We start from the raw sequence: 26,714 nt of genomic DNA, 5'->3' as shown, positions 1-26,714 counted from the left end.
GCTCAGCCCCGCGCCAGGATGCTGTCGATCTTGCCTGAGGCTTCCTTGAGCAGCTGGTCGATGTCGGCGTCCTTCTTGGTGAGGACGGCGGAGACGGCACCGTCGAGGACGGAGTAGATCTGCTGCGCGTTCGGCGGCTCGATCTTCATCTGGAGCTGGTGGTTGCCGTCGAGGAAGGACTGGTAGTTCTCCACCGGCACATTGGCGTTGACCTTCTTGACCTGCTGGTCCTTGACGTCGGCGGCGCCGGTGAACAGGCGCGGCTCGGGCAGGCCGACGGGCGCGTTCGCCTTCTTGGCGCGGGCGTAGTCGCCGAGGAAGCCCGATCCGGGAGTGAGGAACATGTGGTCGAGCCACTTCAGCCCGGCACGGATCTGGGCGGGGGTGTCGTGCTTGTTGAACATGTAGCCGTCGCCGCCGATGAGCGTGCCCTTGCCGCCGGGCATCGGGGCGAGCGCGAGGTCCTTGTAGTCGCCGCCCTTCTCCTTGACCAGGATCGGGATGTTGTCGGGGGCGGAGAGGTACATGCCGAGCTTGCCCGAACCCATCATCTGCTGCACGTCGTTGATGACGAGGAGCTGCTTGCTGCCCATCGAGTTGTCGGCCCAGCGCATGTCGTGCAGGTTCTGCAGGACGGCGTGGCCCTCGGGGGTGTCGATGGCGGCCTTCTTGCCGTCGGCGCTCACGACGTCGCCGCCCTGGGAGTACATCTCGGCGGTGAAGTGCCAACCGCCCTGGTTCTGGGCGCTGTAGTCGGCGTACCCGACGGTGCCGCCGCCGAGCCCGGCGATCTTCTTGGCGTCCGCGCGGACCTCGTCCCACGTGGTGGGAGGCTGGTCGGGGTCGAGGCCGGCCTTCTGGAAGAGCTTGCGGTTGTAGATCAGGCCCATCGAGTAACCGGTGCGCGGGATGCCGTAGATCTTCCCGTCGACGGTGTAGATGTCGCGCAGCTGCTTCTGCAGCGTGCCGTAGCTCTTCAACTCCTTGATGTACGGGGTGAGATCGGCCGCCTGGTTGATGTCGACCACGTGCCTGGCGTCGGTGAAGTACGTGTAGAAGACGTCCTCCATCTGACCGCCGGCGAGCTTGGCGTCGAACGTCTTCGGATCCTGGCAGGGGAACGCGTCGTGCGCGACGACGTCGATGTCCGGATTCTGCTTCTCGAAGGCGGCGACGTCCTGCTCGAAGAACCCGCGGTCGACCTTGGCGCTCTTGGGAGGTTCGCAGTTGACCGTGATGCGTGTCTTGCCACTGGAGGAGTCGTCGTCGCTCGACCCGCAGGCGGACGCGGTCAGAGCGAGCGAACAGACGCCGAGTGCGGCGAAGGTACGGCGGAACCCGGTGCTTGTCATCGGTGGACCCCTCTGGGCAGGAGCGGTGGGCGACGCACACTCAAGCACCGCCGACATCCTGACGCAAGATGTCGCGCGCAATTTGAAATTATTCGACAGCAAGGTGGATCTCAGGAACGGGGTGCCTGGGCGGTCGACCCCCTGACCACCAGCTCGGGCTCGAACAGCAGCTCCTCGGCGGCTACGGAACTGCCGTTGATCTGCGCGTTCAGCAGCTCCACGGCCGCCCTGCCCATGGCCTCGATGGGCTGGCGGACGGTGGTCAGCGCGGGTTCGGTGCAGTTCATCAGCGCGGAGTCGTCGTAGCCGACGACCGACACCTGAGCGGGAACGCCGAGCCCCTTGCGGCGCGCGGCCCGGATCACCCCGAGGGCGAGGGGGTCGCTGGCGCAGATGAAACCGGTGACGCCCCGGTCGATGAGCCGGGAGGCCGCCGCGTGCCCGCCCTCGATCGAGAACATGGCCCGGGCGACGAACTCGTCCGGGAGGTTCCCCATTCCCCGGGCGGCGGCGAGCTTGCGCACCGACGGCATGTGGTCGGACGGTCCCAGCACCAGCCCGATCCTCTCGTGCCCGAGCGAGGCCAGGTGCCGCCAGGCCTGTTCCATCGCCACCGCGTCGTCGCAGGAGACGCCCGGGAAACCGAGGTCGTCGATGGAGGCGTTGACCAGCACCACCGGGATGTTGCGCTCGCCGAGCAGCCGGTAGTGGTCGTGCGGGGCGTCGGCCTGGGCGTACAGCCCGCCGGCGAAGACGACGCCGGAGACCTGCTGCTGCAGCAGCAGCTCCACGTAGTCCGCCTCCGAGACACCGCCCTTGGTCTGCGTGCACAGCACCGGCGTCAGGCCGAGCTGGGCCAGGGCCCCGCCGATCACCTCGGCGAACGCCGGGAAGATCGGGTTCTGCAGCTCGGGCAGCACGAGGCCCACCAGCCGGGCGCGTTCGCCGCGCAGTTGCGTGGGCCGTTCGTAGCCGAGGACGTCCAGGGCGGAGAGCACCGCCTGCCGGGTGGACTCGGAGACCCCCGGTTTGCCGTTGAGCACCCGGCTGACCGTGGCCTCGCTGACCCCGACCTTCTTCGCCACCTCAGCAAGTCGTCGCGTCATGAACGCAAGAATAGCGCAAGAAATGCAAACAGCTTGCGTAATGGTGTCAGTGGGCTGCCCACAAACCGCGAATGTGCCCGAGGTGCCTGGTCATGACCTCGCGCACGCCCTCCGGATCCCGCGCGAGCAACGCGTCGAGAAGCTCGAGATGCTCCTCCGCGGATGCCCGCAACCGCCCCGCCTCCACCAGGGCGGTCAGCCCGTACAGCCGGGACCGGCGTCGCAGATCCCGTACGACCTCCACGAGGTGGTCGTTGCCCGCCAGGGCCAGCAGGCCCAGATGGAAGTTCAGGTCGGCCTCGATGTACTCGATGAGGTCGCCCTTCGCGGCCGAGTTCACGATCTCCATGGCGAGCGGGCGCAGCGCCTTCAGGTCGCCGGCGTCGGCGGTGGTCGCGAGGCCCACAGCCGTCGGGATCTCGATCAGGGACCGGACGTGCTTGTACTCGTCGAGCTGCCTGTCGGAGACGGCGGTGACCCGGAAACCCTTGTTCGGGACGATGTCGACCATGCCCTCCTTCACCAGCTCGAGCATCGCCTCGCGCACCGGCGTCGCGGAGACGCCCAGACGGGGGGCGAGCGCCGGGGCCGAGTACACCTCGCCCGGGCGCAGTTCACCGGCGATCAGGGCGGCCCGCAGCACGTCCACCGTGCGCTCGCGGAAGTTGGGCTTCCGGCCGCCGAGCGACGGCAGGGCCGGGCGTTTCTGCGGGGCCATGGTGATCGTCCTCCTAGGGTCACCCGACATTATCGAAGCCGCCTACAGCACGAAGCCCGCGGGGAACGGGTCTTCGGGGTCCAGCAGGTACTGGGCGGTGCCGGTGATCCAGGCGCGGCCGGTGAAGCTGGGCAGCACGGCGGGGCGGCCCGCGACCTCGGTCGTGCCGAGGAGCCGGCCGGTGAACCGGGTGCCGATGAACGACTCGTTGACGAACTCGGTGTGCAGCGGGAGTTCGCCGCGCGCATGCAACTGGGCCATGCGCGCACTCGTCCCGGTGCCGCACGGTGAGCGGTCGAACCAGCCTGGATGGATCGCCATCGCGTGCCGCGACAGGCGCGCGGTCGCGCCCGGAGCGATCAGTTGGACGTGGTGACAGCCGCGAATGGACGGGTCCTCCGGATGGACCGGCTCCGCCTCGGCGTTGACGGCGTCCATCAGGGCCAGGCCCGCCGCGAGGATGTCGTCCTTGCGCGCGCGGTCGAAGGGGAGGCCGAACTGCTCCAGCGGCAGGATGGCGTAGAAGTTGCCGCCGTATGCCATGTCATATGTCACCGACCGTCCGTCGGCCAGCGTCGCCTTGCGGTCGAGTGCGACCGCGAACGACGGCACGTTGCGCAGCGTCACCGCCTTGGCCGCCCCGCCCTCCACCGCCACCTCGGCGACGACGAGCCCGGCCGGGGTGTCCAGGCGGATGGTGGTGACCGGTTCGACGACCTCGACCATGCCGGTCTCCACCAGCACCGTCGCGACGCCGATGGTGCCGTGCCCGCACATGGGCAGATAGCCGGAGACCTCGATGTAGACGACGCCCCAGTCGCAGTCGTCCCGGGTGGGCGGCTGGAGGATCGCGCCGCTCATCGCGGAGTGGCCGCGCGGCTCGTTCATCAGCAACTGCTTGATGTCGTCGCGGTGTTCGCGGAAGTACAGCCGCCGCTCGTTCATCGTCGCGCCGGGGATGGTGCCGATCCCGCCGGTGATCACACGGGTGGGCATGCCCTCGGTGTGCGAGTCGACGGCGTGCAGGACGAGTCTGCTGCGCATGCCGCTACGCCAGTCCGGCCGCGACGGCCTGCTCGGTGGCGGCCCGGACCGCGGCCGCCTGCTCGGGCTGCAGCGGCACGCGCGGCGGACGGCAGGCGCCTCCGTGCCGCCCGACGATGTCCATGGACAACTTGATGGCCTGCACGAACTCCACCCTGGAGTCCCAGCGCAGCAGCGGGTGCAGCTGCTCGTACAGCTTCTTGGCCGTGCCCAGGTCTCCTGCCACGGCCGCACGGTACAGCTCGACGCTCGACCTCGGCAGCGCGTTCGGGTAGCCCGCCACCCAGCCCTTCGCGCCCGCGATCGCCAGCTCCAGCAGCACGTCGTCGGCACCGATCAACAGGTCTAGTTCCGGGACGAGTTCGGCGATGCGGTAGGCACGCCGGACGTCCCCGGAGAACTCCTTCACGCCCTGGACGTACCCCTCGCCGTGCAGCTTGGCGAGGAGTTCCGGCACGAGGTCGACCTTGGTGTCGATGGGGTTGTTGTACGCCACCACCGGCACGCCCGCCTTCGCGACCTCCGCGTAGTGGGCGAGCACCGAACACTCGTCGGCACGGTAGGCGTTGGGCGGCAGCAGCATCACCGCACGGCAGCCCGCGTCACGCGCCTGCTCGGCCCAGCGGCGGGCCTCGGCGGACCCGTACGCGGCGACGCCTGGCATCACGCGCTCCCCGCCGATCGCGCCGACGGCCGTCTCGACGACCTTGGCCCGCTCCTCGGGGGTGAGCACCTGGTACTCCCCCAGCGAGCCGTTGGGCACCACGCCGTCACAGCCGTTCTCGACCAGCCAGGCACAGTGCTCGGCGTACTTGCCGTAATTGACGGAGAGGTCGTCGTTCAGGGGCAGCGCGGTGGCGACGAGAACGCCGCGCCAAGGACGGTGGTCGGTCATGAGAGCCCTCCATCGGTCGGGTGGGTGTGCTCGCGCTGCACCGGTTGGGTGTGCTCGTGCTTCACCGGGTGGGTGCGCACGCGGTCCAGCGGCTGTGGGTGCTCGCGGGCCAGGACGCCCAGCGAGACAGGGCGGGCGAACGGCCTTGTGGACGGCGTGAGTTCGCACCCGGTGAGTCCTGCCACCCCGGGTGCGCAGACGCGGCCCTGGCACCAGCCCATGCCGGCCCGGGTCAGCAGCTTCACCGTGCGCAGGTCACCGGCGCCCAGCTCCGCGACGGCCTCGCGGATCGTGCCGGCGGTGACCTCCTCGCAGCGGCACACCATGGTGTCGTCCAGGACCTGTTCCGTCCAGTGCACGGCCGGGGTGTACACGGAGTCGAGCGCGGCCGCGAACTCCCGTAGCCGCGCACGGGACTTGGCGGCCGCGGCCCACTCACTCGGGTCGGGGGCGCCGCCGCCGAGACGGGCGGCGGCCGAGCGGCCTGCGATGTGCCCCTCGGCCAGCGCGAGGCCCGAGCCGCCGATGCCGGTGGCCTCGCCCGCGGCCCAGACGCCCGGCACGTCGGTGCGCTGCTCGTCGTCGACGTGCACGGTCAGGCCGTCGAGGCCGCAGCCGAGGGTTCCGGCGAGGTCGGTGTGCGGGAGCATGCCGTGGCCGACGGCGAGGGTGTCGCAGGGGATACGGCGCCCGGTGCCGGGCCTGACCCGCCCGTCGCCGTCCAGCGCGGCGACCGTCACGGCCTCCAGCCGGTCGCCGCCGTGCGCCTCGACGACGGTGTGCCGGGCGAGCGTGCGCACACGATGGCGGAGCAACCGGGCGGCGTATCCGGCCCCTTCGGCGATCTTTCCCGGCTGGGCGGCCAGCGCCCGGGTCCGCCGCAGGAAGACCCGGGGAGCGGCGGACTCGACGAAGGCGGCGACCTCCACACCGGCCGCGGCGAGTCCGGCCGCCACGGGCAGCAGCAGCGGCCCGGTCCCGGCGACGACGGCGGTACGGCCGGGCACCACGAGCGCCCCCTTGAGCATGGCCTGCGCCCCGCCCGCGGTGACGACTCCGGGGAGGGTCCAGCCGGGGAAGGGCAGCACCTTCTCGTATCCGCCGGTGGCCAGGAGAACGGCGTCGGCGTCCACGGTCGCCGGGTCCTCCTCTTCGGGGCCGAGGAGGGCGTGCACGGTGAACCGGCCGGACTGCCGCTCACCCGGCCGCCGCTCGACGAACCAGACGTGATGGTCCGTCAAGTGTCTTACGGCGCCTGCCTCGACGTGTGCCGCGAGCGACTCGCGCAGCCGCTCCCACGTCCGCCAGTCGTGGTGCAGCGCCTGCGGCCGGCCCGCGCGGAGCCCCGCGGCGGGCTGCCTGAAGAACTGACCGCCGGCCTGCTCGGCCGCGTCGATCAGCGTGACGCGGACACCGTGGGCGGCGGCGGCCACGGTCGCGGCGAGGCCGGCCGGGCCCGCGCCGATCACCGCGAGATGAGGGGACTTCGCGAGATGAGGGGACTCGGGGAGATGAGAGTCCTTGGGGAGATGAGGGTCCTTGGGGAGTCCATCAGCCATGGTGGCCCGTCCCCTCCTGCGTACGGATCGCGTCGCCCGGCTGCAGCGTGACCAGGCAAGCCCGCCTGCCCGGGCGGTCGTTGACGGTCACCAGGCAGTCGAAGCAGACGCCGATCCCGCAGAAGACGCCGCGCGGGCGGCCCGCGCCGCGCGTGGTGCGCCATGAGGTGATGCCGGCCGTCCAGAGCGCCGCGGCGACCGTCTGGCCGGGCAGCGCCTCGATCTCACGGCCGTCCAGGGTGACCGTGAAGGCGGGGCCCGGGCGGGCACCGGCCAGGTCGAGCGGGGAGCTCACGCAGCCTCCTCGGCGAAGCGGTCGGGGCGGAACGGCGTCAGGTCCAGATCGGGTGTCCTCGCGGTCAGCACCTGCGCGATCAGGTGCCCGGTTCCGGTGGACAGGCCGATGCCGGCGCCCTCGTGGCCGCAGGCGTGGAAGAGGCCGGGGACCCGGGGATCGGGACCGACGGCGGGGAGGTGGTCGGGCATGTAGGGGCGGAAACCGAGGTAGGAACGGATGGCGTGGACGTCGGCCAGGAAGGGGAACAGCCGCGTCGCGTCCGCCGCCAGGGCCCTCAGGGCGGGCAGCGAGAACGACCGGTCGAAGCCGACCCGTTCGCGGCTCGCGCCGATCAGGATCGGACCCGCGGCCGTGCCCTCCACGACCGGTGAGGTCTGCAGCGCGGCTGAGTCACTGGCCACGTCGGCCACGTAGTCGGCGGCGTACACCTTGTGGTGGACCAGGCGCGGGAGCGGCTCGGTGACGAGCACGAAGCCGCGCCGCGGGAGGACGGGAAGGATCACCCCGGCGAGGGCGGCGACCTCGCCGCCCCAGGTTCCCGCCGCGTTGACGAGCGCCGGGGCGTGGATGTCACCGTGGTCGGTACGGACGCCGAGCACCGCGCCGTCGCGCGTGCGCAGTACGCCGGTGACGGTCCGGCCGGTCAGCAGGCGCGCGCCGGAGGCCCGAACCAGATGCGCGGCGGCCAGGGCGGGCATTACCTGCGCGTCCTGCGGATAGTGCACGGCTCCGGGCAGCCCCGGGGCCAGGTGGGGTTCGAGGCCGTACAGGGCGTCGCCGTCGACCGGTTCGGCGACTACTCCCGCGGCGCGCTGCTCGCCGGCGAGGCGTTCCAGTGCGGTCAGGCCGCCCGGAGACGTGGCCACCACGACGCCGCCCTTGGCCTCGTACTCGATGAACTCCCCGAATTCCCCGAATTCCCCGGCCAGTTCACTCCACAGGCGGTTGGACAGAAGTGCGAGGTCCAGCTCCGGGCCCGGCTCCTTGTCGGAGACCAGGAGGTTGCCCTCCCCGGCACCGGTCGTGCCGCCGGCCACCGGGCCCCGGTCCACGACGACGACGTCCAGGCCCGAGCGAGCCGCGTACAGGGCGCAGGCGGCGCCTGCCATTCCGGCGCCGACGACCACGACGTCGCAGGTCAGTGGGTGGCTCACGCTTGTACTATGTCACATACCACAGATGGTGGGAACAGTGCCGCGCCCCCAGCCGCGCCCCCGACCGCGCCCCCAGCCCCGCCCACCCGCCACCTCTCCGCTACACCCGGCTCGTGGTCGCCGTGTCCGAGGACAGCCGCTGGGCCACGTAGATCGGAACGACGGAGAGCAGCACCAGCACGGCCGCCACCACGTTCACCACCGGCGCCTGCTGCGGCCTGGTCATGTTGTTGAAGATCCAGATGGGCAGCGTCTCGATGCCGGGGCCCGCGGTGAACGTCGTCACCACGATCTCGTCGAAGGAGAGCGCGAAGGCGAGGAGTCCACCCGCGAACAGCGCGGAGCGCACCAGGGGGAAGGTGACGTCGGCGAACGCGCGGAAGGTGTTGGCGCCGAGGTCCATCGCCGCTTCCTCGTAGGAGCCGGAGGTGCGGCGCAGCCGGGCCACCACGTTGTTGAAGACGACGACGATGCAGAAGGTGGCGTGGCCGACGATCACGGTGAACAGGCCGAGGCCGACGCCGAGGGGTTCGAGGACGGTGCCGAAGGCCGAGTTGAGGGCGATGCCCGTGACGATTCCCGGCAGGGCGATCGGCAGGACGACCACGAAGGAGATGGTGCCGCGGCCGAAGAACCGGTGCCGGGCGACGGCGAAGGCGATCAGCGTGCCGAGGACCAGGGCGATGGCGGTGGCACCGAGCCCTGCCTTGACCGAGACCCACAGCGCCTCACGGGCACCGGCGTTGCGCCAGGCGACCTCCCACCAGTGCAGCGTGAACCCGGGCGGCGGCCAGCTCGCACTGCGGTCCGGGCTCAGGGAGTTGACGAGGACGAGCAGCAGCGGGACGTAGATCACGGCGAAGCCGAGCGCGGCGGCGACGCGGATCGCGATGCGGGCGGACCTGGAGAGTGTCATGTGACATAGCACCTAGCGTCGGACGACATAGCACCTGGCTTCGGACGACATGGCCCCGCCTCACAGACTGCTCAACGCACCCGTTCGGCGCATGGCCAGCAGATACACCACGATGACCACCACCGGCACCGTGCCGAGCGCGGCCGCCATGGGCAGGTTGAGTTCGATGTTGGAGTAGACGACGTTGCCGATGAGCTGGGTCTTGCCGCCGACGATCTGCACGGTGATGTAGTCGCCGAGGCTGAGCGAGAAGGTGAAGATCGACCCGGCGGCGACGGACGGGAGCACCATCGGCAGCACCACCGAGCGGAAGGTGCGCCAGCTCTTCGCGCCCAAGTCGGCCGACGCGTCCAGGAGGTTGGCGGGCAGCTGCTCCAGCGCGGTGTGGATCGGCAGGATCATGTACGGCAGCCAGAGGTACGTCAGGGTCAGCACCGTGGCCGGCAGGCCGTACCCGGGTCCGGCCGCCCCGAACGGCTTCAGCATCCAGTCGGCGAGTCCGCCCTCGGAGAGGATGAGCCGCCAGGCGTACACCTTGACCAGATAACTGGCCCACAGCGGCGTGAGGATGGCGACCACCAGCAGCGGCCGCCACTTCGGCCGGGCCACGCGGGCGGTGTAGAAGGCGAGCGGGAAGGCGATCACCGCGCACACGACGGTGACCGCGAGGGCCACGCCGATGCTGCGGAGGATCACCTGCCGGTAGACCGGAGTGGTCAGCAGCTCGTGGAAGTTGTCGGTCGACCAGACCTTGACCACCTGGGAGGTGAAGGAGTTGGTCGTCCAGAAGGCGGAGACGAACAGGACGGCGAGCGAACCGAGGTAGAGCACGGCCAGCCACAGCAGCGGCGCGGTCAGCAGCAGGGTCAGCCGGAGCCGGGGGCGGCGGTGCAGCGCCCCGGCGAGGCGCCGGACGGTGCTCCGCCCGGCGCTCGCCTCGATGGCGGTCATGCGGTCAGCCCTTGATCTCGGTCCACGCCTGGACCCACTTGGCGTACGGCACGCACTTCACGTCGGTGCGGCCGTCCAGGCACTGCTCGATGGGGGTGTTCCAGAAGGCGATGTTCTTCCAGTAGTTCTCGTCGGCGGCGTGGTAGATGGTGCAGAAGTTCTTGTCGCTTGTGAGCTGACACGCCTTGGCGTTGGCCGGCGCCTCGCCGAAGTACTCGGCGACCTGGGCGTTGACCTTCGGCGAGACGATCCAGTCGAGCCATTTGTAGGCGCAGTTGGGGTGCTTGGCCTTGGCCGAGACCATCCAGGTGTCGGACCAGCCGGTCGAACCCTCCTTGGGCACGAAGGCCTTGACCTTGGCACCCTCGCCGGAGGTGAGGTTGGCGATGACCTGCCAGGTGGTGCCGACCACGGAGTCGCCGCTCTTGAAGGCGGAGACCTCCTTGAGGTAGTCGCTCCAGTACTCGCCGACGTCCGCGTTCTGCTTCTTCAGCAGGGCCACGGCGGCGTCGAACTGCTTCTGGTCGAGCGCGTACGGGTCCTTGATCTTCAACTCGGGCTTGGTGGCCTTGAGATACAGCGCGGCGTCGGCGATGTAGATCGGGGAGTCGTACGCGGTGACGTGGCCCTTGTACTTGGCGGCGTCGTCGAAGACGGCGGCCCAGGAGGTGGGGGCCGGAGAGACCTTCTGGGTGTTGTACATCAGCAGGTTGGCGCCGCGGCCGTGCGGGATGCCGTACATCTGGCCCTTGACGGAGTTCCAGCCGCCGTTCTTCAACCCGGCGAAGATGTCCCGGTAGTTGGGTACGAGCTTGGTGTTGACGGGTGCCGCGTCGCCGGAGGCGATCAGGCGCAGGGAGGCGTCGCCGGAGGCGGAGACGGCGTCGTACTCGCCGGTCTTCATGAGCTTGACCATCTCGTCGGAGCTGGCCGCGACCTTGGAGTTGACCTGGCAGCCGGTCTGCTTCTCGAAGTCGGTGACCCAGTCGACCTTGGGGTCGTTGGAGCCGTCCTCGACGTAGCCGGCCCAGGCGATCAGGTTGACCTTGCCCTCGGTCTTGCCGAGTTTCGTGGGCGCCTTGAGATCAGGGGGGTTGAGCCCGGTGGAGGAGGAGCCGCCGCCGGAGTCGGAGGAGCCGCACGCGCCGGCGGCGAGGAGCATGGTGGCGGCGCAGGCCGCGACCTTGAGGGTTCGGGTGAGACGCACGTCGTTCTCCCTGCGGTGTGGGGGCTTCGGCGGCCGGGACCGGGGCTTCAGCGGGTGTCCGGGACCGGGACGGTGTGGCGGCGATGCCATTGCAGGCACACCCGCATGCCGCGGTAGGCGGCGACGTCCTCGGCGGAGGTCTCCAGGTTCTGCTGGAGCGCGGTGAGCCGGCCGCCGGCGTCGAGGTCGACCAGGAAGCGGGTGCTGTCCCCGAGGTAGACGACCTCGGCGACGGTGCCGGTGGCGGTGGCGTGGTCCGGCCGGTCGGCCTCCGCGGACTCCTTGAGGACGCGGATCTTCTCGGGCCGGATGCTGTAGATGCCCACGTCGCCGACGACACGCTGGGCGGCCTCGCCGTCGATCAGGTTCGAGGTGCCGACGAAGGAGGCGACGAAGGGCGTGGCGGGGCGTTCGTAGATCTCGGCGGGGGTGCCGACCTGCTGGATGCGGCCCTGGTCGAAGACGGCGATACGGTCGCTCATCGTCAGGGCTTCCTGCTGGTCGTGGGTGACGAAGACGAAGGTGATGCCCACCTCGCGCTGGATCTCCTTGAGTTCGACCTGCATCTGCTCGCGCAGCTTGAGGTCGAGGGCGCCGAGCGGTTCGTCCAGGAGCAGCACGCGGGGGCGGCCGACCAGGGCGCGGGCGAGGGCGACGCGCTGGCGCTGGCCGCCGGAGAGCTGGGCCGGGCGGCGGGCGCCGTAGCCTTCGAGGCGGACCTCGGCGAGGGCCTTGCGGGCGCGGACCAGGCGTTCAGCCTTGGGCACCTTGCGGATCTTCAGGGCGTAGGCGACGTTCTGCTCGACGGTCATGTGCGGGAACAGGGCGTAGTCCTGGAAGACCGTGTGCACGTCCCGCTCGAACGGGGCGAGGCCCGTCACCTCCTGCCCGGCGAGCTCGATACTGCCGGCGGTCGGGGTCTCGAAGCCGGCGATCAGGCGCAGGACCGTGGTCTTGCCGGAGCCCGAGGGACCGAGCATCGAGAAGAACTCCCCGTCCCTGATCTCCAGTTCGATCCCGGCCACGGCGGTCGTCTCCCCGAACGACTTCCGCAGATCGTGCAGCCGGATCGCCATTCCCTCCATGCACGGGAACCTTTCTGGCGTTCTCTTACGTTGCACGGAAAGATATGAAGTCATAGTTCAAAGCTCAAGTCCCCCTTAAGGTAAAGCTTGAGTCAACGCACAAGGTGGTGCCCGTGAAGCAGCAGCAGATGAACGGCGGTGCCCGCAGGGCCGTCTTCGCCCCGGTGGACAACCGGGCGCGCGTCGACGCCGTCGTCCGCCGGATCGGCGACGCCATCGAGCTCGGCCTGCTCGCCGAAGGGGAGCAACTGCCCGGCGAGAGCGAGCTGGCCGGACAGCTCGGAGTGTCCACCGTGACCCTGCGGGAGGCGCTCATGGCCCTTCGCCAGCAGGGCCTGGTCACCACCCGCAGGGGCCGCGGCGGCGGCTCCTTCGTCTCGCTGCCCGAGGCCCCGGGCGAGGAGCGCCTCAAGGTCCGGCTGCGCGGCTGGAGCACCGAGGAGCTGCGCGACCTCGGCGACCACTGGGCCGCCCTGTCGGGCACCGCGGCCCGGCTCGCCGCGGAGCGCACCGAGCCCGACGACCTCGTACAACTGCGGCGTACGGCCGAGGAGTTGACCCAGGCGGCGGACACCGCGGCGCGCAGCCGGGTCTACGGCCGCTTCCATGTGGAGCTGGCCGCCGCCGCGCAGTCGGCGCGGCTGACCCGGGAGCAGGTCGCGCTCCAGACCGAGATCGGCGCCGTGCTCTGTCTTGTGCTCGCGGACGACGAATATCGTGAAGAGGTGGCAGACCGTCACCGCTCCGTAATCTCGGCGGTGCAGGATGGGGCCCACGAAACGGCCAGGGAACTGGCCGAGCGGTGCGTCCAGGAGTCCACGGCGCGGCTCGTCGCGCTGCGCCTGCTGCTGTAGCCGCGCCGCGCCCGGTCCGCTGGAGGGTGCGCATGAGCCTCGCGACGGCAGCAGCCGGCACGGCGCCGGAGAAGGCGGTCGCGGCGGGCGTCCGCTCCGCCCTGGAGAGCGTGTTCGACGCCGTGGCCGCCACCCGCACCGACACCGCGCGGCTGCTGGACCGGGTGGCCGCCGAGGGCCGCCACCCCGCGACCGTGGACCTCGCGGCGCTCCGCCCGGGGCTCCATCTGCGCCTGGCCCGCCACGAGTTGGTCTCCGGCGTCGGCTTCGTCGCCGCCCCGGGGCTGCTCGGCGACGTGCCGGCCTGGCTGGAGTGGTGGCAGAGCGACTCCGAGGGCGGTGTACGGCCGCTGCTGCTCGATCTCGACCCCGAGCAGTCGGCGTACGCGGACTACACGCACTGGGACTGGTTCACCATCCCCCGCGACACCGGCGAGCGCGCGGTGGCCGGGCCGTACGTCGACTACCTCTGCTCCGACGAGTACAGCCTCACGCTGTCCGCACCGGTGCGGATGGCGGGACGCTTCGCCGGGGTGGCCGCGGCGGACGTGTACCTGCGGCACTTCGAGGCCGCCGTGATGCCGATGCTGCGAGGGCTGCCGGCGCCGGCCCATCTGGTGAACGCGCGCGGCCGGGTGACCGCCTCCGCCGACCCCGCCCATCTCGCCGGATCCCTCACCAAGGGACCGGACTTCGCCGCCGTGCTGGAGCACGCGCGGCCGGAGCGGTTCCGCGACCTGCGGCTGGTCCCCTGCCGGGACATCCCGCTCGTACTCGTGATCGCGCAGGGCTGAGCGCGGCGCCGGCGCTCAGGTCCCCTGGGCCGGCACCACGGTCAGATGCGCCGCCGTGTGCCGCGCCCTGCGGGTCCGGGGCCGCTCTCGGCGGGTCTCCCGCAGCACCAGCGTGATCCGGGTGTACCCCATGTCCTGCAGCGTCCGCGGCGTCTCGTCCACCACACGGCAGTCGGTGGCGCCCCAGCGCGGATCGGGATGCCTCAGGGTGCGTACGGCACCGTCGTGCGCCACGGCCTGTTCGCCGACCGCGCGGATCCAGTGCGGCAGGCCCTGCCGGTAGGCGGCCTCCATGATCGGGTCCAGGGCGATGTCGCGGCGGATGGACTGCAGCCCGTGGTCGTGGCCGTAGCGCTCCACCGCGGCCGCGAAGTGCGCCAGCATCGGCAGGCACCAGCTCGACTCGTGCTCGCCGAGGACCGTGGCCGCGTCGGGGTGGAAGAGGACGAACCTGAGGAAGTTGTCGGCCGGCATGGCCGTCGGGTGCGGGCCCACCTCGCGGAAAAGTGACGCGAAAGCGTTGTTGGAGAGGACTACGTCCCAACGGTGGTCGATGACGACGGACGGAAAGGGCACGGCCTCCAGGAGGACGGCGTAGTCCTCCAGATACGCCTGGGCGTCGAGACTGTCGGGGACGGGCCGCGGTGCCGACCGCTGCCCACCTGCCTGATATGCCATCGGGAGGTCACCCCTCTTGCCTCTGCGGCCTTCACGCGGCGCCTTGATCCTGCTGTCCCGACGCGGATCGTGTCAACTATCGTGGCATTTCGTGCTCGTTGACGGCTGAAATTGGCCACAGTTGTGGCGACGTCTGGATGTGAGTTCGAACTACCCGGTAATCTCCGTCGAGTTCACGGCAACCGCTTGTGAGAAGCCTGTGAGATACGTAGGAGATCTGTCGGTGACGGAAGGCTTCGAGGGTCCGGGCACCACGGCGGCGACCGCTGCGCTGCCGGCCGTCGTCGACCGCGTCACCGCGCTCGCCGACCGGCTCGGCGTGGCCCACGCGGAGGTCTTCGACACGGCCCGCCTGTCCGCCGCCTCGGGAGTACCCGAGCCCGTGGTCAGGGCCCTGCTGAGCGGCCGTCCGGCGGGCGAGCCCGATGTGCAGGAGCGGTTCCTGCAGCGCCTGGACCTGCTGCGCCGCACCCGGCTCAAGCCCAACGGGCGCAAGTACACCCAGCAGGAGATCGCCGACGGCGCGGGCATGTCGCGCCAGCAGGCGGGCGCGCTCATCAACGGCGACCGGCGTCCCACCATGGAGCACTGCGACGCCATCCAGCGCTTCTTCCGGGTGCACGCCGGTTTCCTCACGGCCGAGGACCCCGAGGCCCTCACCGGCGCCCTGCAGAGCACCGAGCAGGAGCTGCTGCAGAAGCTCGCCGAGCGGGAGGAGGCCGCCGCCGTCGACGACCCGCTGGAGCGGCTGCTCCAGGACCACGGCGTCCGCGGAATCGCCTGGCGGGCCGCGCAACTGCCCACCGACCAGCACCGCGACAAGGTCGCGGAGTGGCTGGACATGCTCCTGGAGAGCGTCAAACGGCCCGAGTCGTGAGCCGGGGGAGGGCTGTGGGCATCGGAAGGGACATGCGCCGCCTGTGCCAGGAGCTGGTCGGGGAACTCACGCTCACCGCACCCGCCCGGCCCGACGACCTCTACGGCGCCCTGTGCGCGGCCATGAGCAGGCGCCGCGGCCGGCCGGTCCGCTTCCGTACGGCCGCCTTCCCGGCCGGCACCGCGAGCGGCCTGTGGCTCGACATGACCGACCAGGACCTCGTGGTGATCGAGGAACGGACCGCGCCGGACCACCAGTTGGTGATCCTCGGCCACGAGCTGTGGCACATGACGGCCGGGCACAGCGGCCACCACGTCGAGGGCGCCAGGGCCGCGGCCCGGCTGCTCAGTGACGGCGCCGACCTGCGCGCCACCGTCCGCACGGTGGCCGCCCGCAGCCGCTTCGACCTCGCCGACGAGCAGGAGGCGGAGAGCTTCGGCCTGCTCCTGGGCAGCAAGTGCCGTACCTGGCTGGCCGGTTCGGGGCATCGCGCGCCGGTGCAGCGCGATCACCTGGCGGGCCGGATCGAGGCGTCGCTGGGGTATCTCGGGCCGCAGGGCTGAGCAGCCTCAACTCCCGCCGGCCGGACTGCGGTTCCGTCCCGGGCCCCGCTGCCGTCCCTCGTCCCCCTCACGTCGCGCTGCGCTCACTCGCCTCCTTGAGCTCGCACTCCACCTGACGGTTGCGGGCCGTGTCCGGGCGGCCGGCACCGGTGCCGGCGCGCCCCTCCTTCAGCAGCTCGCACCAGTGCTCGCGGCTCCAGTCGGCCGGGGCCGTGCTCGCCGTGAAGTCCTCGACGAGCGAGACGAACCGCGCGGGGTCGCTGTGGAACGGGAAGTGGCCCGCCTGCTCGAAGATCTCCAGCCGGCTGCCCGGCATCGCCTCGTGCGCCCCGTACGCGTGCCGCACGGGCACCACGCTGTCGCGATCGCCCCACAGCAGCATGGTCGGCATGCCCTCGGTCAGATAGCACCGGTCGAGCATGGTGACGACCTGGCCGCGCCAGTCGACGACCGCGCGCAGGGTGCGGATGAAGGCGTTGCGCGAGGTCTCGTCCGGCAGGGCGTCGACGAGGGTGAGCAGTTCGGGGGCGTCCAGGCCGAGGTCGGTGTCCAGCAACCGCAGCAGCCGGGCCGCGAGGCCCACTTGGAGCCGCATGCCCGGCAGCCGCAGCGCGGACAGCAGCAGATGGGCGCCGGGCAGGGAGACCAGCCGCAGGACGGGGATGACCTCGCGGCCGACACCGCCCGCGCCGACCAGGACGAGCCGCTCGGTGCGTTCGGGGAACTGGTAGGCGAACTGCATGGCCACACCCCCGCCCAGCGAGTGCCCGACCAGCGTCGCCGACTCGATGCCGAGCGTGGTGAGCAGGTCCCGTACGCCGTTGGCGTACGCGGCCACCGAGTAGTCGGCGCGCGGCTTGTCCGAGGCGCCGTGACCGAGCAGGTCGGGGGCGATCACGGTGTGCGTGCGCGCGAGGTCCGGGATCAGCTCCGCCCAGGTGGCCGAGGAGTCCCCGATGCCGTGGATGAGCACCAGTGCCGGGCCCTCCCCGGCCATGCGGAAGGCACGCCGGTAGCCGTGCACCACGCGGTACTTCAGCTCCAGTTCCCCGTCCCCCACGGGGCGCAGCCGTGCGGAGCGCACCGGGCTCCGGCCCAGGACGTCGACCATGTGCGCTCGCCTCCCCGTTCCCCGGCCGCGCGGGCAGCGGCCACTTCCCTTGTTCTCCAGCGTAGAACGGCTTACCCACAAGGGATTTCACAGACGTTTCGCCTCCGCTACGTGAGCGGCCGGCGCGCGGGGGTGCCGCCGCTCGGGCGACGCCGTGAGCAGGGCGGGAACCCCATTGTCAGTGGTGGCAGGCAAGCTGGAGTCGCGCCCCTTCGTGCGGGCGTGGAGAGATGACGCCGACAGGGGAGAGCCGACGATGCCCACCGCCGTACTGACCGACCGCGAGCGGACCGCCGTGCAGGCCTATCTGCGCCTGTTGCACACCGTACGAGCCGCCTTCGACGGTCCTCCTGGCGATCCTCGACCACCCGTCGTGCCGCCCGCTGTGCTGGAGGAGGCCGAACAGGCGCTGTCGGCCGCGGGCCTGACGGGGAACGAGGAGGAGTTCTTCCGCCTGCTGCAGACCTGGTGCCCGGAGCCGTGACGACCGCTCGGAGGGGCCGTCAGGAGGGAATGGGCCTTCGGGAGGTGTGGGGCCGTCAGGAGGGAATGGGCCTTCAGGAGGTGTGGGGCCGTCAGGAGGTGTGGGAGACGGTGATCGCGGTCGCCGCCAGCCCCCGCTGGACGGTCCACCGGCCCTCGAAGTGGCCGAGGCGCCGGCCGCCGACCACCGGGCCGGGGACGAGGAGTTCGGCGCGGAGGCCGCCGTGCAGCGGCCCGCCCGCATCGACCGACACCTCGATGTCGGCCTCCGAGAAGTCCAGCCACTGCCCGGTGAGGGGGAACCACGCCTTGTAGACGGACTCCTTGGCGCTGAACAGCAGCCGGTCCCAGTGGACCTCGGGATGCCGCCCGGCCAGGCGGTTCAGCCGGGCCGCCTCGGTGGGCAGGGAGACGGCGTCCAGGACGCCCTCCGGGAGCGGCTGGTGGGGTTCGGCGTCGATGCCGAGGGAGGCCAGGTCGGTGGCGCGCACCAGGGCGGCCGCGCAGTAGCCGTCGCAGTGGGTCATGCTGCCGACGAGCCCGGGCGGCCAGCCCGGCGCTCCGCGCTCGCCGGGCAGCAGCGGCTGCGGCGGCACGCCGAGCTTGTCCATGGCGCGGCGTGCGCAGGCCCGGACGAGGGCGAACTCGCGACGGCGCTTGGGGACGGCCCGCGCCACGACCGCGGCCTCCTCGGGGTACAGGGGCGCGTGCTCGCTGCCGTCGTCGCCGTGCACCTCCACGGCCACCACCTCGTGCGGCAGCAGCTCCTCGATCACCCGACGCCCACCTCCTTCGGCAGTACGCGGCGCAGTCGTCCCGGTGGTTCGGGCCGCTTGCGCCACTCGCGCGGGTAGCCGACCGAGACCTCCTCGAAGCGGACGCCCTCGTGGAAGGTGGTCCGCGGGATGTGCAGGTGCCCGTAGACCATCGTCTCCACGCGGAAGCGCCGGTGCCAGTCGGCGGTCAGCCCGGTGCCGCACCACATGGCGAACTCGGGGTGCCACAGGACGTCGCAGGGGTGCCGGTCCAGCGGGTAGTGGTTGACGAGCACGGTGGGCAGGTCCGCGGGCAGTTCGGCCAGCCGGCGTTCGGTCTCGGCGACCCGGGCCCGGCACCAGTCCTCGCGGCTCGGGTAGGGGTCGGGGTGCAGCAGGTACTCGTCGGTGCACACGATGCCGGTCCCGTGCGCGTACTCCAGGCCCTGCGCCTTGGTGGTGCAGCCGGCCGGCAGGAACGAGTAGTCGTAGAGGAGGAAGAGGGGTGCGACGGCGACGGGGCCGTCGGGGCCCTCCCAGACGGGGTAGGGGTCCTCGGGCGTGAGGACGCCCAGTTCGCGGCACATCTCGACGAGGTGCTCGTAGCGGGCGACGCCGCGCAGGGTGACGGGGTCCTTGGGGTGGGTCCACAGCTCGTGGTTGCCCGGCACCCAGATCACCTTGGCGAAGCGGCTCGCCAGCGTCTTCAGCGCCCAGCGGATGTCGGACGCGATCTCCGAGACGTCACCGGCCACGAGCAGCCAGTCCCCTTCCGACCCGGGGCGCATCTCCTCGACCAGGGCACGGTTCTCGGTATATCCGATGTGCAGGTCGCTGATGGCCAGCAGCTGTCCGGCACCCCCGGCCGTCGACGTCACCTCGCGTCCCCCTCCGCACACCGAGCGCACTCCCGGACGGCACCACGAGAACACATGGCACGGCCTGCCGACAAGGCGCCCCGTCGGGCGCGGGGGCTCCGGAATCCGTAACACGGACGTTGCACGCGCGCCCCTCGCAAGGCCGTATGATCGCCCCGACACCACCGCCTCGAAATCCCTTCAGACAGGGGCGGTTTGGTGACCCTCCAACCACCCCTGCCCGGGCACGGGCCGCTCCGCCCTGCCCGCACGCCCTGAAAGGCGGCCTGCATGGTCTCTCGCGTACGCGTCTGGCTCAACCGCACGTACGCGGAGAACGTGTTCTTCATGGATCAGCTGCGCCGAAATCCCAGTGATCGCGCGGTGGAGATCCATGCGACGCACGGGGACGCGGACTCCCCCGTGCTGGCCGCCGCCGACACCGCCGAGCTGGAGCCGGAGGGCCTGTCTCCGGCCGCATACGTGGAGTTCGCGCTGGACCAGTGCCAGCGGCGCGGCATCGACGTGTTCGTGCCCCGGCTGCACCAGTCGGCCGTCGTGGCGCACCGCGCGGAGTTCGAGGCCGTGGGCACGGCGCTGCTGGCGCCGACGCCCCAGGCCGTGGCCGTCTTCGAGGACAAGGTCGTCGCCTACGAGGCCGTGCAGGCGATCGGGGCTCCGGTGCCGCCGTGGTGGCGGGTCCGGTCGGCGGAGGAACTCGTCTTCGCCGTGGAGGAGTTGGAGGCGGACGGGCACACGGCGTGCTTCAAGCCCGCGTCCGGCGCGGGCGGGGTCGGCTTCCGCATGATCACCCGCTCCCCCTTCTCGATGACGCACCTGAGCGGCTTCCCCAGCCCGTACGTGCCGCTCGACCTGGTCGTCGAGGCGCTGCGGCAGGCCGAGGAGCCCGTCGACTGGCTGGTGATGCCGCGCCTGGAGCAGCCCGAGGTGTCGGTGGACTGCCTCACCGGCCCCGACAACAGGGTCCGGCTGGCCGTGGGCCGCACCAAGAACGGCCGCCGCCGCGGCTTCACGCTCCACGAGCAGTGGCTGGAGCCGGCGCGCCGGATCGCCGAGGGCTTCGGGCTGCACCACCTCTCCAACATCCAGTTCCGCATGTACGGCGACCGACCGGTCCTGATGGACGTCAACACACGCCCGGCCGGCGGGCTGCACCAGCTCTCCCAGTGCGGCATCAACGCCCCTTGGGCGGCGGTGCAGTTGGCGCTGGGCGAGGACCCGGGCGAGATCACGCCGCCCTTCCTCGGCCAGGACTACACGGTCGTGTCGGGTCCGCGCCCGCTGCGCCCGGTGACGCTGCCGCACCAGCGCACCCAGGAGGTGGAGCCGCTGCTGCCGGCCGTGCCCTCGCCGGCGGCGGAACCGGCGGAGGCCGCCGCGGCGGACACCGGCACCCGGGCGATCACACCGGCCTGACGCCCGCACCGCCAACCGGTCTGGACCAATCATGGCGCAGCATCTTGACACCATGATTGGTCCATACCAACTTGGTTGCGCACCTTCCTGCACTCCCGAACACCCCCATTTCTCCAGGGAGATCGCATGCGCAACACTTTCGGGCGTCACAGACGCCGGTTCTTCGCACTTCTCGGCTCCGCCGCCCTCGCGCTCGCCGGAGCCATCGCCCTCCCCGGCACCGCCCAGGCGGCGAACATCCTCTCCAACCCCGGCTTCGAGTCGGGCAGCCTCTCCCCGTGGACCTGCTCCGGCAACCTCGGCTCCGTCGTCTCCTCCCCCGTGCACGGCGGCTCCAAGGCCCTGCAGGGAGCGGTGACCTCCAGCGACAACGCGCAGTGCTCCCAGACCGTCTCGGTCCAGCCGAACACGACCTACTCGCTCAGCGGCTGGGTGCGCGGCTCCTACGTGTACCTGGGCGTCGACGGCGGCGCCTCCACCTGGACCACGTCTCCGACGGCGTACAGCCAGCTCACCGTCTCCTTCACCACGGGCGCCTCGCAGACCAGCGCCAAGATCTACGTGCACGGCTGGTACGCGCAGGGCACGTACTGGGCCGACGACATCAGCCTGGACGGCCCCGGCGGCGGGGGCGGCGGGGGTGACACCCAGGCGCCGACCGCGCCCACCGGGCTGACCTCGACCGGCAAGACCTCCTCCAGCGTGTCGCTGCAGTGGAACGCCTCCACCGACAACACGGGCGTGACCGCGTACGACGTCTACAGCGGCTCCAACCAGGTCCTCAGCGTCTCCGGTACGAGCGCCACGGTCGGCGGGCTCGCGTCGAGCACGGCGTACACCTTCACCGTCAAGGCGCGCGACGCGGCCGGGAACACCTCCGGCGCCTCCAACTCCGTGAGCGTGACGACGGACGCGGGCGGTGGCGGCGGCACCGGCTTCAAGCAGGCCGCGCCCTATCTCTACGAGGGCTGGGGCGACCCGCCGAGCCCGTCGACGGTGATGAGCGCGACCGGCGTCAAGTGGTTCACGATGGCCTTCGTGCTCGACTCCGGTGGCTGCAACCCGGCCTGGGACGGCAGCCGGCCGCTGACCGGCGGCGCCGACCAGAGCGCGATCAACGCCATCCGCTCCGCGGGCGGTGACATCGTGCCGTCCTTCGGCGGCTGGCAGGGCAGCAAGCTCGGCGCCAACTGCTCCTCCGCGAGCGCGCTCGCGGGCGCCCTGCAGAAGGTGATCGACGCCTACTCGCTCAAGGCGATCGACATGGACATCGAGAACACCGACGAGTTCGAGAACGAGGCCGTCCAGGCGAAGATCCTCACCGCGCTGAAGACGGTCAAGGCCAACAACCCCGGCCTGAGGACCATCGTCACCTTCGGCACGTCGACCACCGGCCCGACGTACTACGGCAACCGGCTCATCGAGCAGGCCCAGTCGCTGAACGCCGGCATCGACGTCTTCACCATCATGCCGTTCGACTTCGGCGGCGGCTCCGACATGTACGGCAACACCGTCAACGCCGCGGAGGGCCTGAAGGCCAAGCTGAAGTCGACCTTCGGCTGGGACGACGCCACCGCGTACTCCCACATCGGCATCTCCGGCATGAACGGCCTGTCCGACCAGCAGGAGACCACGACTCCGGCGATCTGGACCCATATCAAGGACTGGTCGAACTCGCACCACATCGCGCGGCTCGCCTTCTGGTCGGTCAACCGCGACCGGCCGTGCCCGGGCGGCGGCGTGGTGAGCAACTGCTCCGGCATCAGCCAGAACAACTGGCAGTTCACCTCGATCACGGCCGGGTTCACCGGCTGAGACCGACGGGCCGGCCCACCGGCTGAAGCCCGCCGCTCAGTGGCGTGGGGGTGCCCCGACCGGGTACCCCCACGCCTTGGCCATCTCCGCCAGCCGCGGCGGCAGTTCGGCCCTTTCGCCGGCGGCGCGGGCGGGCTGGATGCGGCCCGACCTGATGGTGCTGGACCAGTCGCCGAGCTGCGGGCGGAAGGTGCCGTGGTCCTTGGCGCCGTACTCGAGCATGCCGCTCTCCCACTCGACGCCGAGGTAGTCGCACAGTCCGCGCGTGGTCCGCTCCGGTTCGGCGGTGAGGTCCTCGTACGTCACCACGTGGGCGTCGAGGGCGTGCCGCGCCGCCTCCAGCTTCTGGCTGTAGTCGAGGACCTCGGCGCGGATGGCCTCGTGGTCCGGGTCCGCGCGGCGGCCGGTCAGGGAGGCGATGACCGCTCCCGGGTGGCGCAGCAGCAGGATGTAGCGGGCCTTGGGCCAACATCGCTGCAGCCGCGGCCAGATGAGGGTGTTGGGCGGCGTCTTGTCGACGATGACGTCCTTGCCGCTGCGGGTCAGCTCCAGGTGCAGCACCCGGTCCCACAGCAGATGCTCCAGTTCGTCCTTGTCGAGCCGTAGCTCCTGCATGGCGTCGGCGGTGAAATCGCGCGAGAGGTGGACGTGCACCGTCCGCAGATGCATCTCGTGCGGGGCGCGGATCCGGCTGTGGCTGTTCAGCAGGACCCGCAGCAGGGTGGAGCCGGACCGCACCGAGGACAGGACGAAGACCGGCGACTCCACCATGCGCGGCGCGGGAGGTGCGGTGTAGGACGGCTCGGGGCCGCGCGGGGACGGCACGGCGTCCAGGGTCCGGCGCGGCGGACTCACCGCCTGGGCCATGAGCCTCCCACGACGCTTGAGTCCCCTCCGTATCGCCGACATACGCCGGTCACTCACGTTGACACCTTCCTCTTGCCCGTTGGGCCGCATCCCAGGGGGTGGAGGCGAACCACAGGTGTCGGGGAGGGGAACGGCACTGGTCACGGGCGCCGTCGAAGCTCCCGTGACCAGGCGACTTACCGCTCTCTTAATTTTCGATGGAAATTACTCCTGGACGCCGTCGACGGCCTAGATGCCCCAGTGCACGAAGATCTCCGACTTGGCGTGGGTGAACCAGGGTTGTACGGCCACCCGGTCAGCCCCTGCGCAGCCGGAGGGTCAGGATCTGGAAGGGCCGCAGCGTGACCGGGACGCCGCCGTCGGCGACCTCCGCGTCCTCCAGGCGGCGCTCCAGCAGGTCCGTCACCTGGGCGCCGGCCAGCGGGAAGCCGGTGCGCAGGACGCCCTGGCCGCGGCCGCCGCGGGACTCGTAGAGCCGCACCACGACATCGCCGGAGGCGTCGTCGGCGAGCTTCACGGCCTCGACGGTCACGCCCTCGCCGTCCACCGAGACCACCGGCTCGGGTGCGCCCGCCGCATCCGCCACCCGCAGCGGCAGGTTGAGGGCGTAGCCCTCGGCGACGGCGTCCTCGATGCTCGCGCCGGGCAGCAGGGAGTAGACGAAGTGGTGGCGTCCCTGGTCGGCCTCCGGGTCCGGGACGCGCGGGGCGCGGACCAGGCTGAGGCTGACCCTGGTCGTGGTGCCGCCGTCCTCGCGGACGGTGCGGGAGACGTCGTGGCCGTAGGTCGAGTCGTTGATGACAGCGACGCCGTAGCCGGGCTCGGCGATGTGCACCCAGCGGTGGCCGGAGACCTCGAAACGGGCCGCCTCCCAGCTGGTGTTGGTGTGCGTGGGCCGCTGGATGTGCCCGAACTGGATCTCCGCGGAGGAGTGCGGCGCCCGGACGTCGACCGGGAAGCCCGCCTTGAGGATCTTCTCGGCCTCGTGCCAGTCGATGTCGGTCGCGAAGTCGATACGAGGGCTGCCCGCGCGCAGCGTGATCGTCTGGGTGATCTTCGAGCCCTTGCCGAAGGAGCGCTCGACGCGGATCGAGGCGACCAGCGGGTCCGCCTCGGTCACGGTGACCGCCTCGGCCTCGAGGAGGTCCGTGTAGCGGTTCTTGTAGTGCTTGTCGATGTCCCAGGCGTCCCAGTAGTTGGGCAGGTCGGTGTGCAGGCGCAGCAAGTTGCCCCGCTCGGCGAGGACTTCGCGCCTCGCCCGCAGGTCGAACACGGAGGACAGGGTGCCGTCCTCGGCGACCTCGACCCGGACCAGGCCGTTGTCGAGCACCCGGCCGTCGACCGTCACCGGCTGTGGCGGCTCGGCGGCGGCGAGCGGCGCGCTGCCGCTCGCGGGCACGTGCACGTAGGCGGGCGCGCCCTCGGACGTGCGGACCACCTCGGTGCGGGCGTACGGGCTGGTGTTGAACACCCGGGCGCCGCCGCCGCCGAGCGCGGCGATCGCCTCCGCCGTCAGCGCCTCCAACTCCCCCGCCACACGCGCGTATTCGGCTTCCGCCTCGCGGTGCACCCAGGCGATCGAGGACCCCGGCAGGATGTCGTGGAACTGGTGCAGCAGCACCGTCTTCCACAGCCGGTCCAGCTTCTCGTACGGGTAGGAGTAGCCGCTCGCGTGCAGGGCGGCCGTCGTCGCCCACAACTCGGCCTCGCGCAGCAGGTGTTCGCTGCGGCGGTTGCCCTGCTTGGTGCGGGCCTGGGAGGTGTAGGTGGCGCGGTGCAGCTCCAGGTAGAGCTCGCCGTTCCAGACGGGGGCGTCCGGGTACTCCTCGCGGGCCTTGGCGAAGAAGGTGTCGGGGTGCTCGACGACGACCTTGGGCGAGCCCTCCAGGTCGGCGAGCCGGCGGGCCCGCTCCATGATCTCGCGGGTGGGACCGCCACCGCCGTCGCCCCAGCCGAACGGGGCGAGCGAGCGCGTACCGGCGCCCTTCTCCGCGTAGTTGCGGACCGCGCGGTCCATCTCCTCGCCGCTGAAGCGGGCGTTGTAGGTGTCGACCGGCGGGAAGTGGGTGAAGATGCGGGTGCCGTCGATGCCCTCCCACCAGAAGGTGTGGTGGGGGAACTTGTTGGTCTGGTTCCAGGAGATCTTCTGGGTGAGGAACCAGTCGTTGCCGGCGAGCTTGGCGAGCTGCGGGTAGGCGGCGTTGTAGCCGAAGGAGTCCGGCAGCCAGACGCCCTTGGTCTCGATGCCGAAGTGCTCGATGAAGAACCGCTTGCCGTGGATCAGCTGGCGGGCGATCGCCTCGCCACCGGGCAGGTTGCCGTCTGACTCCACCCACATGCCGCCGACCGGCGCCCACTGGCCCTTGGCGACGGACTTCTTGATCCGTTCCCACACCTGCGGGTAGTTGTCGCGCACCCACTCGTACTGCTGGGCCTGCGAGCAGGCGAAGATGAACTCCTCGTACTCGTCGGCGAGCGCGGTGACGTTGGAGAAGGTGCGGGACGTCTTGCGCTTGGTCTCGCGGATGGGCCACAGCCACGCGGAGTCGATGTGCGCGTGGCCGACGCCGGAGATCGTGTGCGCGCTCGCGTGGGCGGGCCTGGCCAGGACCGGCGCGAGCACCTCGCGGACGGCGGCCGCGCTGCCGGGGACGTCGTCCAGGTCGAGGACGTCCATGGCGCGGTCCAGGGCGTGCAGGATCTCGTGGCGGCGCGGCTCGTGCTCGCCGAGGTGGACCATGAGCTCGCGCAGCACCTGGAGGTCCAGGTCGAGGTGGAAGACCTCCTCGTCGAGGACGGCGAGGTCGGCGCGCCGGAAGGTGTAGAGCGGCTTGTCACCGGCGGTGAGCACATCGCCCAGGTGCGTGGGCCCGGCGAAGTCGTTCGCCAGGATGTCGGGGTTGGAGGCGGCCTCGACCAGGTAGTGGATCTCCTCGCCGCCCGCCGCCGGGTTGGCGATCGGCACGTACTGGTTGAGCGGGTTGACCGCCTTCAGCGGCGTCCCGTCGGTGAGGTGGACCAGCGCCTCGGCCTGGTTGCCCGGCCAGTCGCCGACGAAGCCGAGGTCGATGACGGCCTCGACGCGACGCCCGGCCCACTCGGCGGGCACCTGCCCCCGCATACGGAACCAGGTGGTGCCCCAGGGCGGGCCCCACGGGGTGTCCATGGCGAAGGGCTCGTAGGAGGCGGCCGACGCCGCCTCGAACGGGACCGGCTCGCCCGGCGCCTGCCAGGCCTCGACCGTCAGGGGGACGGTGGCCGCGTAGAGCGCGGGCTTGATGCGCTGGTTGTGGAGGCGCTCGGCGCGCTCCTCGATCCGGCGGCGTTCGTCGTGCATG

General features: G+C 71.1%; 25 protein-coding genes. 7 read left to right on the top strand and 18 right to left on the bottom strand.

Going from position 1 to position 26,714, the window contains the following annotated elements; all coding sequences use genetic code 11:
- Positions 1-2 precede the first annotated feature (2 nt).
- The 12 genes from ACIBN2_RS09985 to ACIBN2_RS09930 all read right to left on the bottom strand — a co-directional run bounded on the left by ACIBN2_RS09985 (position 3) and on the right by ACIBN2_RS09930 (position 12,285).
- Complete coding sequence (locus ACIBN2_RS09985) at positions 3-1,352, bottom strand: ABC transporter substrate-binding protein (RefSeq protein WP_399133742.1); 1,350 nt, start codon at positions 1,350-1,352, stop codon at positions 3-5.
- Positions 1,353-1,462: 110 nt separating this feature from the next.
- The gene (locus ACIBN2_RS09980) at positions 1,463-2,458 is read right to left on the bottom strand and encodes a LacI family DNA-binding transcriptional regulator (protein WP_399133741.1); all 996 of its coding nucleotides are present in this window, start codon (positions 2,456-2,458) and stop codon (positions 1,463-1,465) included.
- 46 nt (positions 2,459-2,504) lie between these two features.
- Positions 2,505-3,176, bottom strand: coding sequence for a GntR family transcriptional regulator (locus ACIBN2_RS09975; protein ID WP_399133740.1), 672 nt, complete (start codon positions 3,174-3,176; stop codon positions 2,505-2,507).
- 42 nt (positions 3,177-3,218) lie between these two features.
- Positions 3,219-4,220, bottom strand: coding sequence for a proline racemase family protein (locus ACIBN2_RS09970; protein WP_399133739.1), 1,002 nt, complete (start codon positions 4,218-4,220; stop codon positions 3,219-3,221).
- A 4-nt stretch (positions 4,221-4,224) separates the two neighbouring features.
- Positions 4,225-5,115, bottom strand: a complete 891-nt coding sequence (locus ACIBN2_RS09965) for a dihydrodipicolinate synthase family protein (RefSeq protein ID WP_399133738.1) — start codon at positions 5,113-5,115, stop codon at positions 4,225-4,227.
- Positions 5,112-6,674, bottom strand: a complete 1,563-nt coding sequence (locus ACIBN2_RS09960) for an FAD-dependent oxidoreductase (protein ID WP_399133737.1) — start codon at positions 6,672-6,674, stop codon at positions 5,112-5,114. Before ACIBN2_RS09960 ends, ACIBN2_RS09965 begins: the two co-directional genes overlap by 4 nt.
- Entirely contained in the window at positions 6,667-6,969 is a 303-nt protein-coding gene (locus ACIBN2_RS09955) for a (2Fe-2S)-binding protein (protein WP_399133736.1), read from the bottom strand. The genes ACIBN2_RS09960 and ACIBN2_RS09955 overlap by 8 nt, the downstream gene beginning before the upstream one ends.
- On the bottom strand, positions 6,966-8,126 hold the full coding sequence (locus ACIBN2_RS09950; RefSeq protein ID WP_399133735.1) for an NAD(P)/FAD-dependent oxidoreductase: 1,161 nt from the start codon (positions 8,124-8,126) through the stop codon (positions 6,966-6,968). The genes ACIBN2_RS09955 and ACIBN2_RS09950 overlap by 4 nt, the downstream gene beginning before the upstream one ends.
- 100 nt (positions 8,127-8,226) lie before the next feature.
- Positions 8,227-9,042, bottom strand: a complete 816-nt coding sequence (locus ACIBN2_RS09945) for an ABC transporter permease (protein WP_399133734.1) — start codon at positions 9,040-9,042, stop codon at positions 8,227-8,229.
- 60 nt (positions 9,043-9,102) lie between these two features.
- Complete coding sequence (locus ACIBN2_RS09940; RefSeq protein WP_399133733.1) at positions 9,103-9,993, bottom strand: ABC transporter permease; 891 nt, start codon at positions 9,991-9,993, stop codon at positions 9,103-9,105.
- Positions 9,994-9,997: 4 nt separating this feature from the next.
- Positions 9,998-11,200 (bottom strand): ABC transporter substrate-binding protein, encoded by a 1,203-nt coding sequence (locus ACIBN2_RS09935; protein ID WP_399133732.1) that lies wholly within the window; start codon positions 11,198-11,200, stop codon positions 9,998-10,000.
- A 47-nt stretch (positions 11,201-11,247) separates the two neighbouring features.
- Complete coding sequence (locus tag ACIBN2_RS09930) at positions 11,248-12,285, bottom strand: ABC transporter ATP-binding protein (protein WP_399133731.1); 1,038 nt, start codon at positions 12,283-12,285, stop codon at positions 11,248-11,250.
- 128 nt (positions 12,286-12,413) lie between these two features.
- Between ACIBN2_RS09930 and ACIBN2_RS09925 the strand changes: the two genes are divergently transcribed.
- Both ACIBN2_RS09925 and ACIBN2_RS09920 read left to right on the top strand, forming a co-directional pair.
- Complete coding sequence (locus ACIBN2_RS09925; RefSeq protein ID WP_399133975.1) at positions 12,414-13,139, top strand: FadR/GntR family transcriptional regulator; 726 nt, start codon at positions 12,414-12,416, stop codon at positions 13,137-13,139.
- A gap of 32 nt (positions 13,140-13,171) precedes the next feature.
- Positions 13,172-13,933, top strand: a complete 762-nt coding sequence (locus ACIBN2_RS09920) for a cache domain-containing protein (protein WP_399133730.1) — start codon at positions 13,172-13,174, stop codon at positions 13,931-13,933.
- Positions 13,934-13,948: 15 nt separating this feature from the next.
- On the opposite strand, the gene ACIBN2_RS09915 is transcribed toward ACIBN2_RS09920, so the two are convergent.
- Positions 13,949-14,611, bottom strand: a complete 663-nt coding sequence (locus ACIBN2_RS09915; protein ID WP_399133729.1) for a hypothetical protein — start codon at positions 14,609-14,611, stop codon at positions 13,949-13,951.
- Positions 14,612-14,834: 223 nt separating this feature from the next.
- Between ACIBN2_RS09915 and ACIBN2_RS09910 the strand changes: the two genes are divergently transcribed.
- Complete coding sequence (locus tag ACIBN2_RS09910; protein WP_399133728.1) at positions 14,835-15,488, top strand: helix-turn-helix domain-containing protein; 654 nt, start codon at positions 14,835-14,837, stop codon at positions 15,486-15,488.
- Between the two features lie 14 nt (positions 15,489-15,502).
- Positions 15,503-16,051 (top strand): toxin-antitoxin system, toxin component, encoded by a 549-nt coding sequence (locus tag ACIBN2_RS09905; RefSeq protein ID WP_399133727.1) that lies wholly within the window; start codon positions 15,503-15,505, stop codon positions 16,049-16,051.
- A gap of 67 nt (positions 16,052-16,118) precedes the next feature.
- Here the strand turns inward: ACIBN2_RS09905 and ACIBN2_RS09900 are convergent, their stop codons facing one another.
- Entirely contained in the window at positions 16,119-17,162 is a 1,044-nt protein-coding gene (locus ACIBN2_RS09900; protein WP_399133726.1) for an alpha/beta fold hydrolase, read from the bottom strand.
- A 256-nt stretch (positions 17,163-17,418) separates the two neighbouring features.
- Between ACIBN2_RS09900 and ACIBN2_RS09895 the strand changes: the two genes are divergently transcribed.
- A complete protein-coding gene (locus tag ACIBN2_RS09895) occupies positions 17,419-17,646 on the top strand; it encodes a hypothetical protein (RefSeq protein ID WP_384261232.1) in 228 nt (75 codons plus the stop codon).
- 91 nt (positions 17,647-17,737) lie between these two features.
- Here the strand turns inward: ACIBN2_RS09895 and ACIBN2_RS09890 are convergent, their stop codons facing one another.
- Together ACIBN2_RS09890 and ACIBN2_RS09885 are read right to left on the bottom strand one after the other, a co-directional pair.
- Complete coding sequence (locus ACIBN2_RS09890; protein ID WP_399133725.1) at positions 17,738-18,421, bottom strand: 4'-phosphopantetheinyl transferase; 684 nt, start codon at positions 18,419-18,421, stop codon at positions 17,738-17,740.
- Positions 18,418-19,278: a metallophosphoesterase family protein gene (locus ACIBN2_RS09885; protein WP_399133724.1), complete on the bottom strand. Its 861-nt coding sequence runs from the start codon at positions 19,276-19,278 to the stop codon at positions 18,418-18,420. The genes ACIBN2_RS09890 and ACIBN2_RS09885 overlap by 4 nt, the downstream gene beginning before the upstream one ends.
- Before the next feature lie 270 nt (positions 19,279-19,548).
- Here ACIBN2_RS09885 and ACIBN2_RS09880 point away from each other — a divergent pair, with 270 nt between their 5' ends.
- Both ACIBN2_RS09880 and ACIBN2_RS09875 read left to right on the top strand, forming a co-directional pair.
- Entirely contained in the window at positions 19,549-20,694 is a 1,146-nt protein-coding gene (locus tag ACIBN2_RS09880; protein WP_399133723.1) for an ATP-grasp domain-containing protein, read from the top strand.
- Positions 20,695-20,820: 126 nt separating this feature from the next.
- Positions 20,821-22,509: a carbohydrate binding domain-containing protein gene (locus ACIBN2_RS09875; RefSeq protein ID WP_399133722.1), complete on the top strand. Its 1,689-nt coding sequence runs from the start codon at positions 20,821-20,823 to the stop codon at positions 22,507-22,509.
- Positions 22,510-22,545: 36 nt separating this feature from the next.
- Here the strand turns inward: ACIBN2_RS09875 and ACIBN2_RS09870 are convergent, their stop codons facing one another.
- Together ACIBN2_RS09870 and ACIBN2_RS09865 are read right to left on the bottom strand one after the other, a co-directional pair.
- Complete coding sequence (locus ACIBN2_RS09870; protein ID WP_399133720.1) at positions 22,546-23,376, bottom strand: sulfotransferase family protein; 831 nt, start codon at positions 23,374-23,376, stop codon at positions 22,546-22,548.
- A gap of 295 nt (positions 23,377-23,671) precedes the next feature.
- Positions 23,672-26,713 (bottom strand): alpha-mannosidase, encoded by a 3,042-nt coding sequence (locus ACIBN2_RS09865; protein WP_399133719.1) that lies wholly within the window; start codon positions 26,711-26,713, stop codon positions 23,672-23,674.
- Between the last annotated feature and the right edge of the window lies 1 nt (position 26,714).

Origin of the sequence: Streptomyces sp. NPDC050534, from assembly GCF_044457745.1 — a bacterium.
GTDB lineage: Bacteria > Actinomycetota > Actinomycetes > Streptomycetales > Streptomycetaceae > Streptomyces.
Note: the sequence above shows the minus strand (reverse complement) of the source record. Positions and strands in the feature narration are given on the sequence as shown.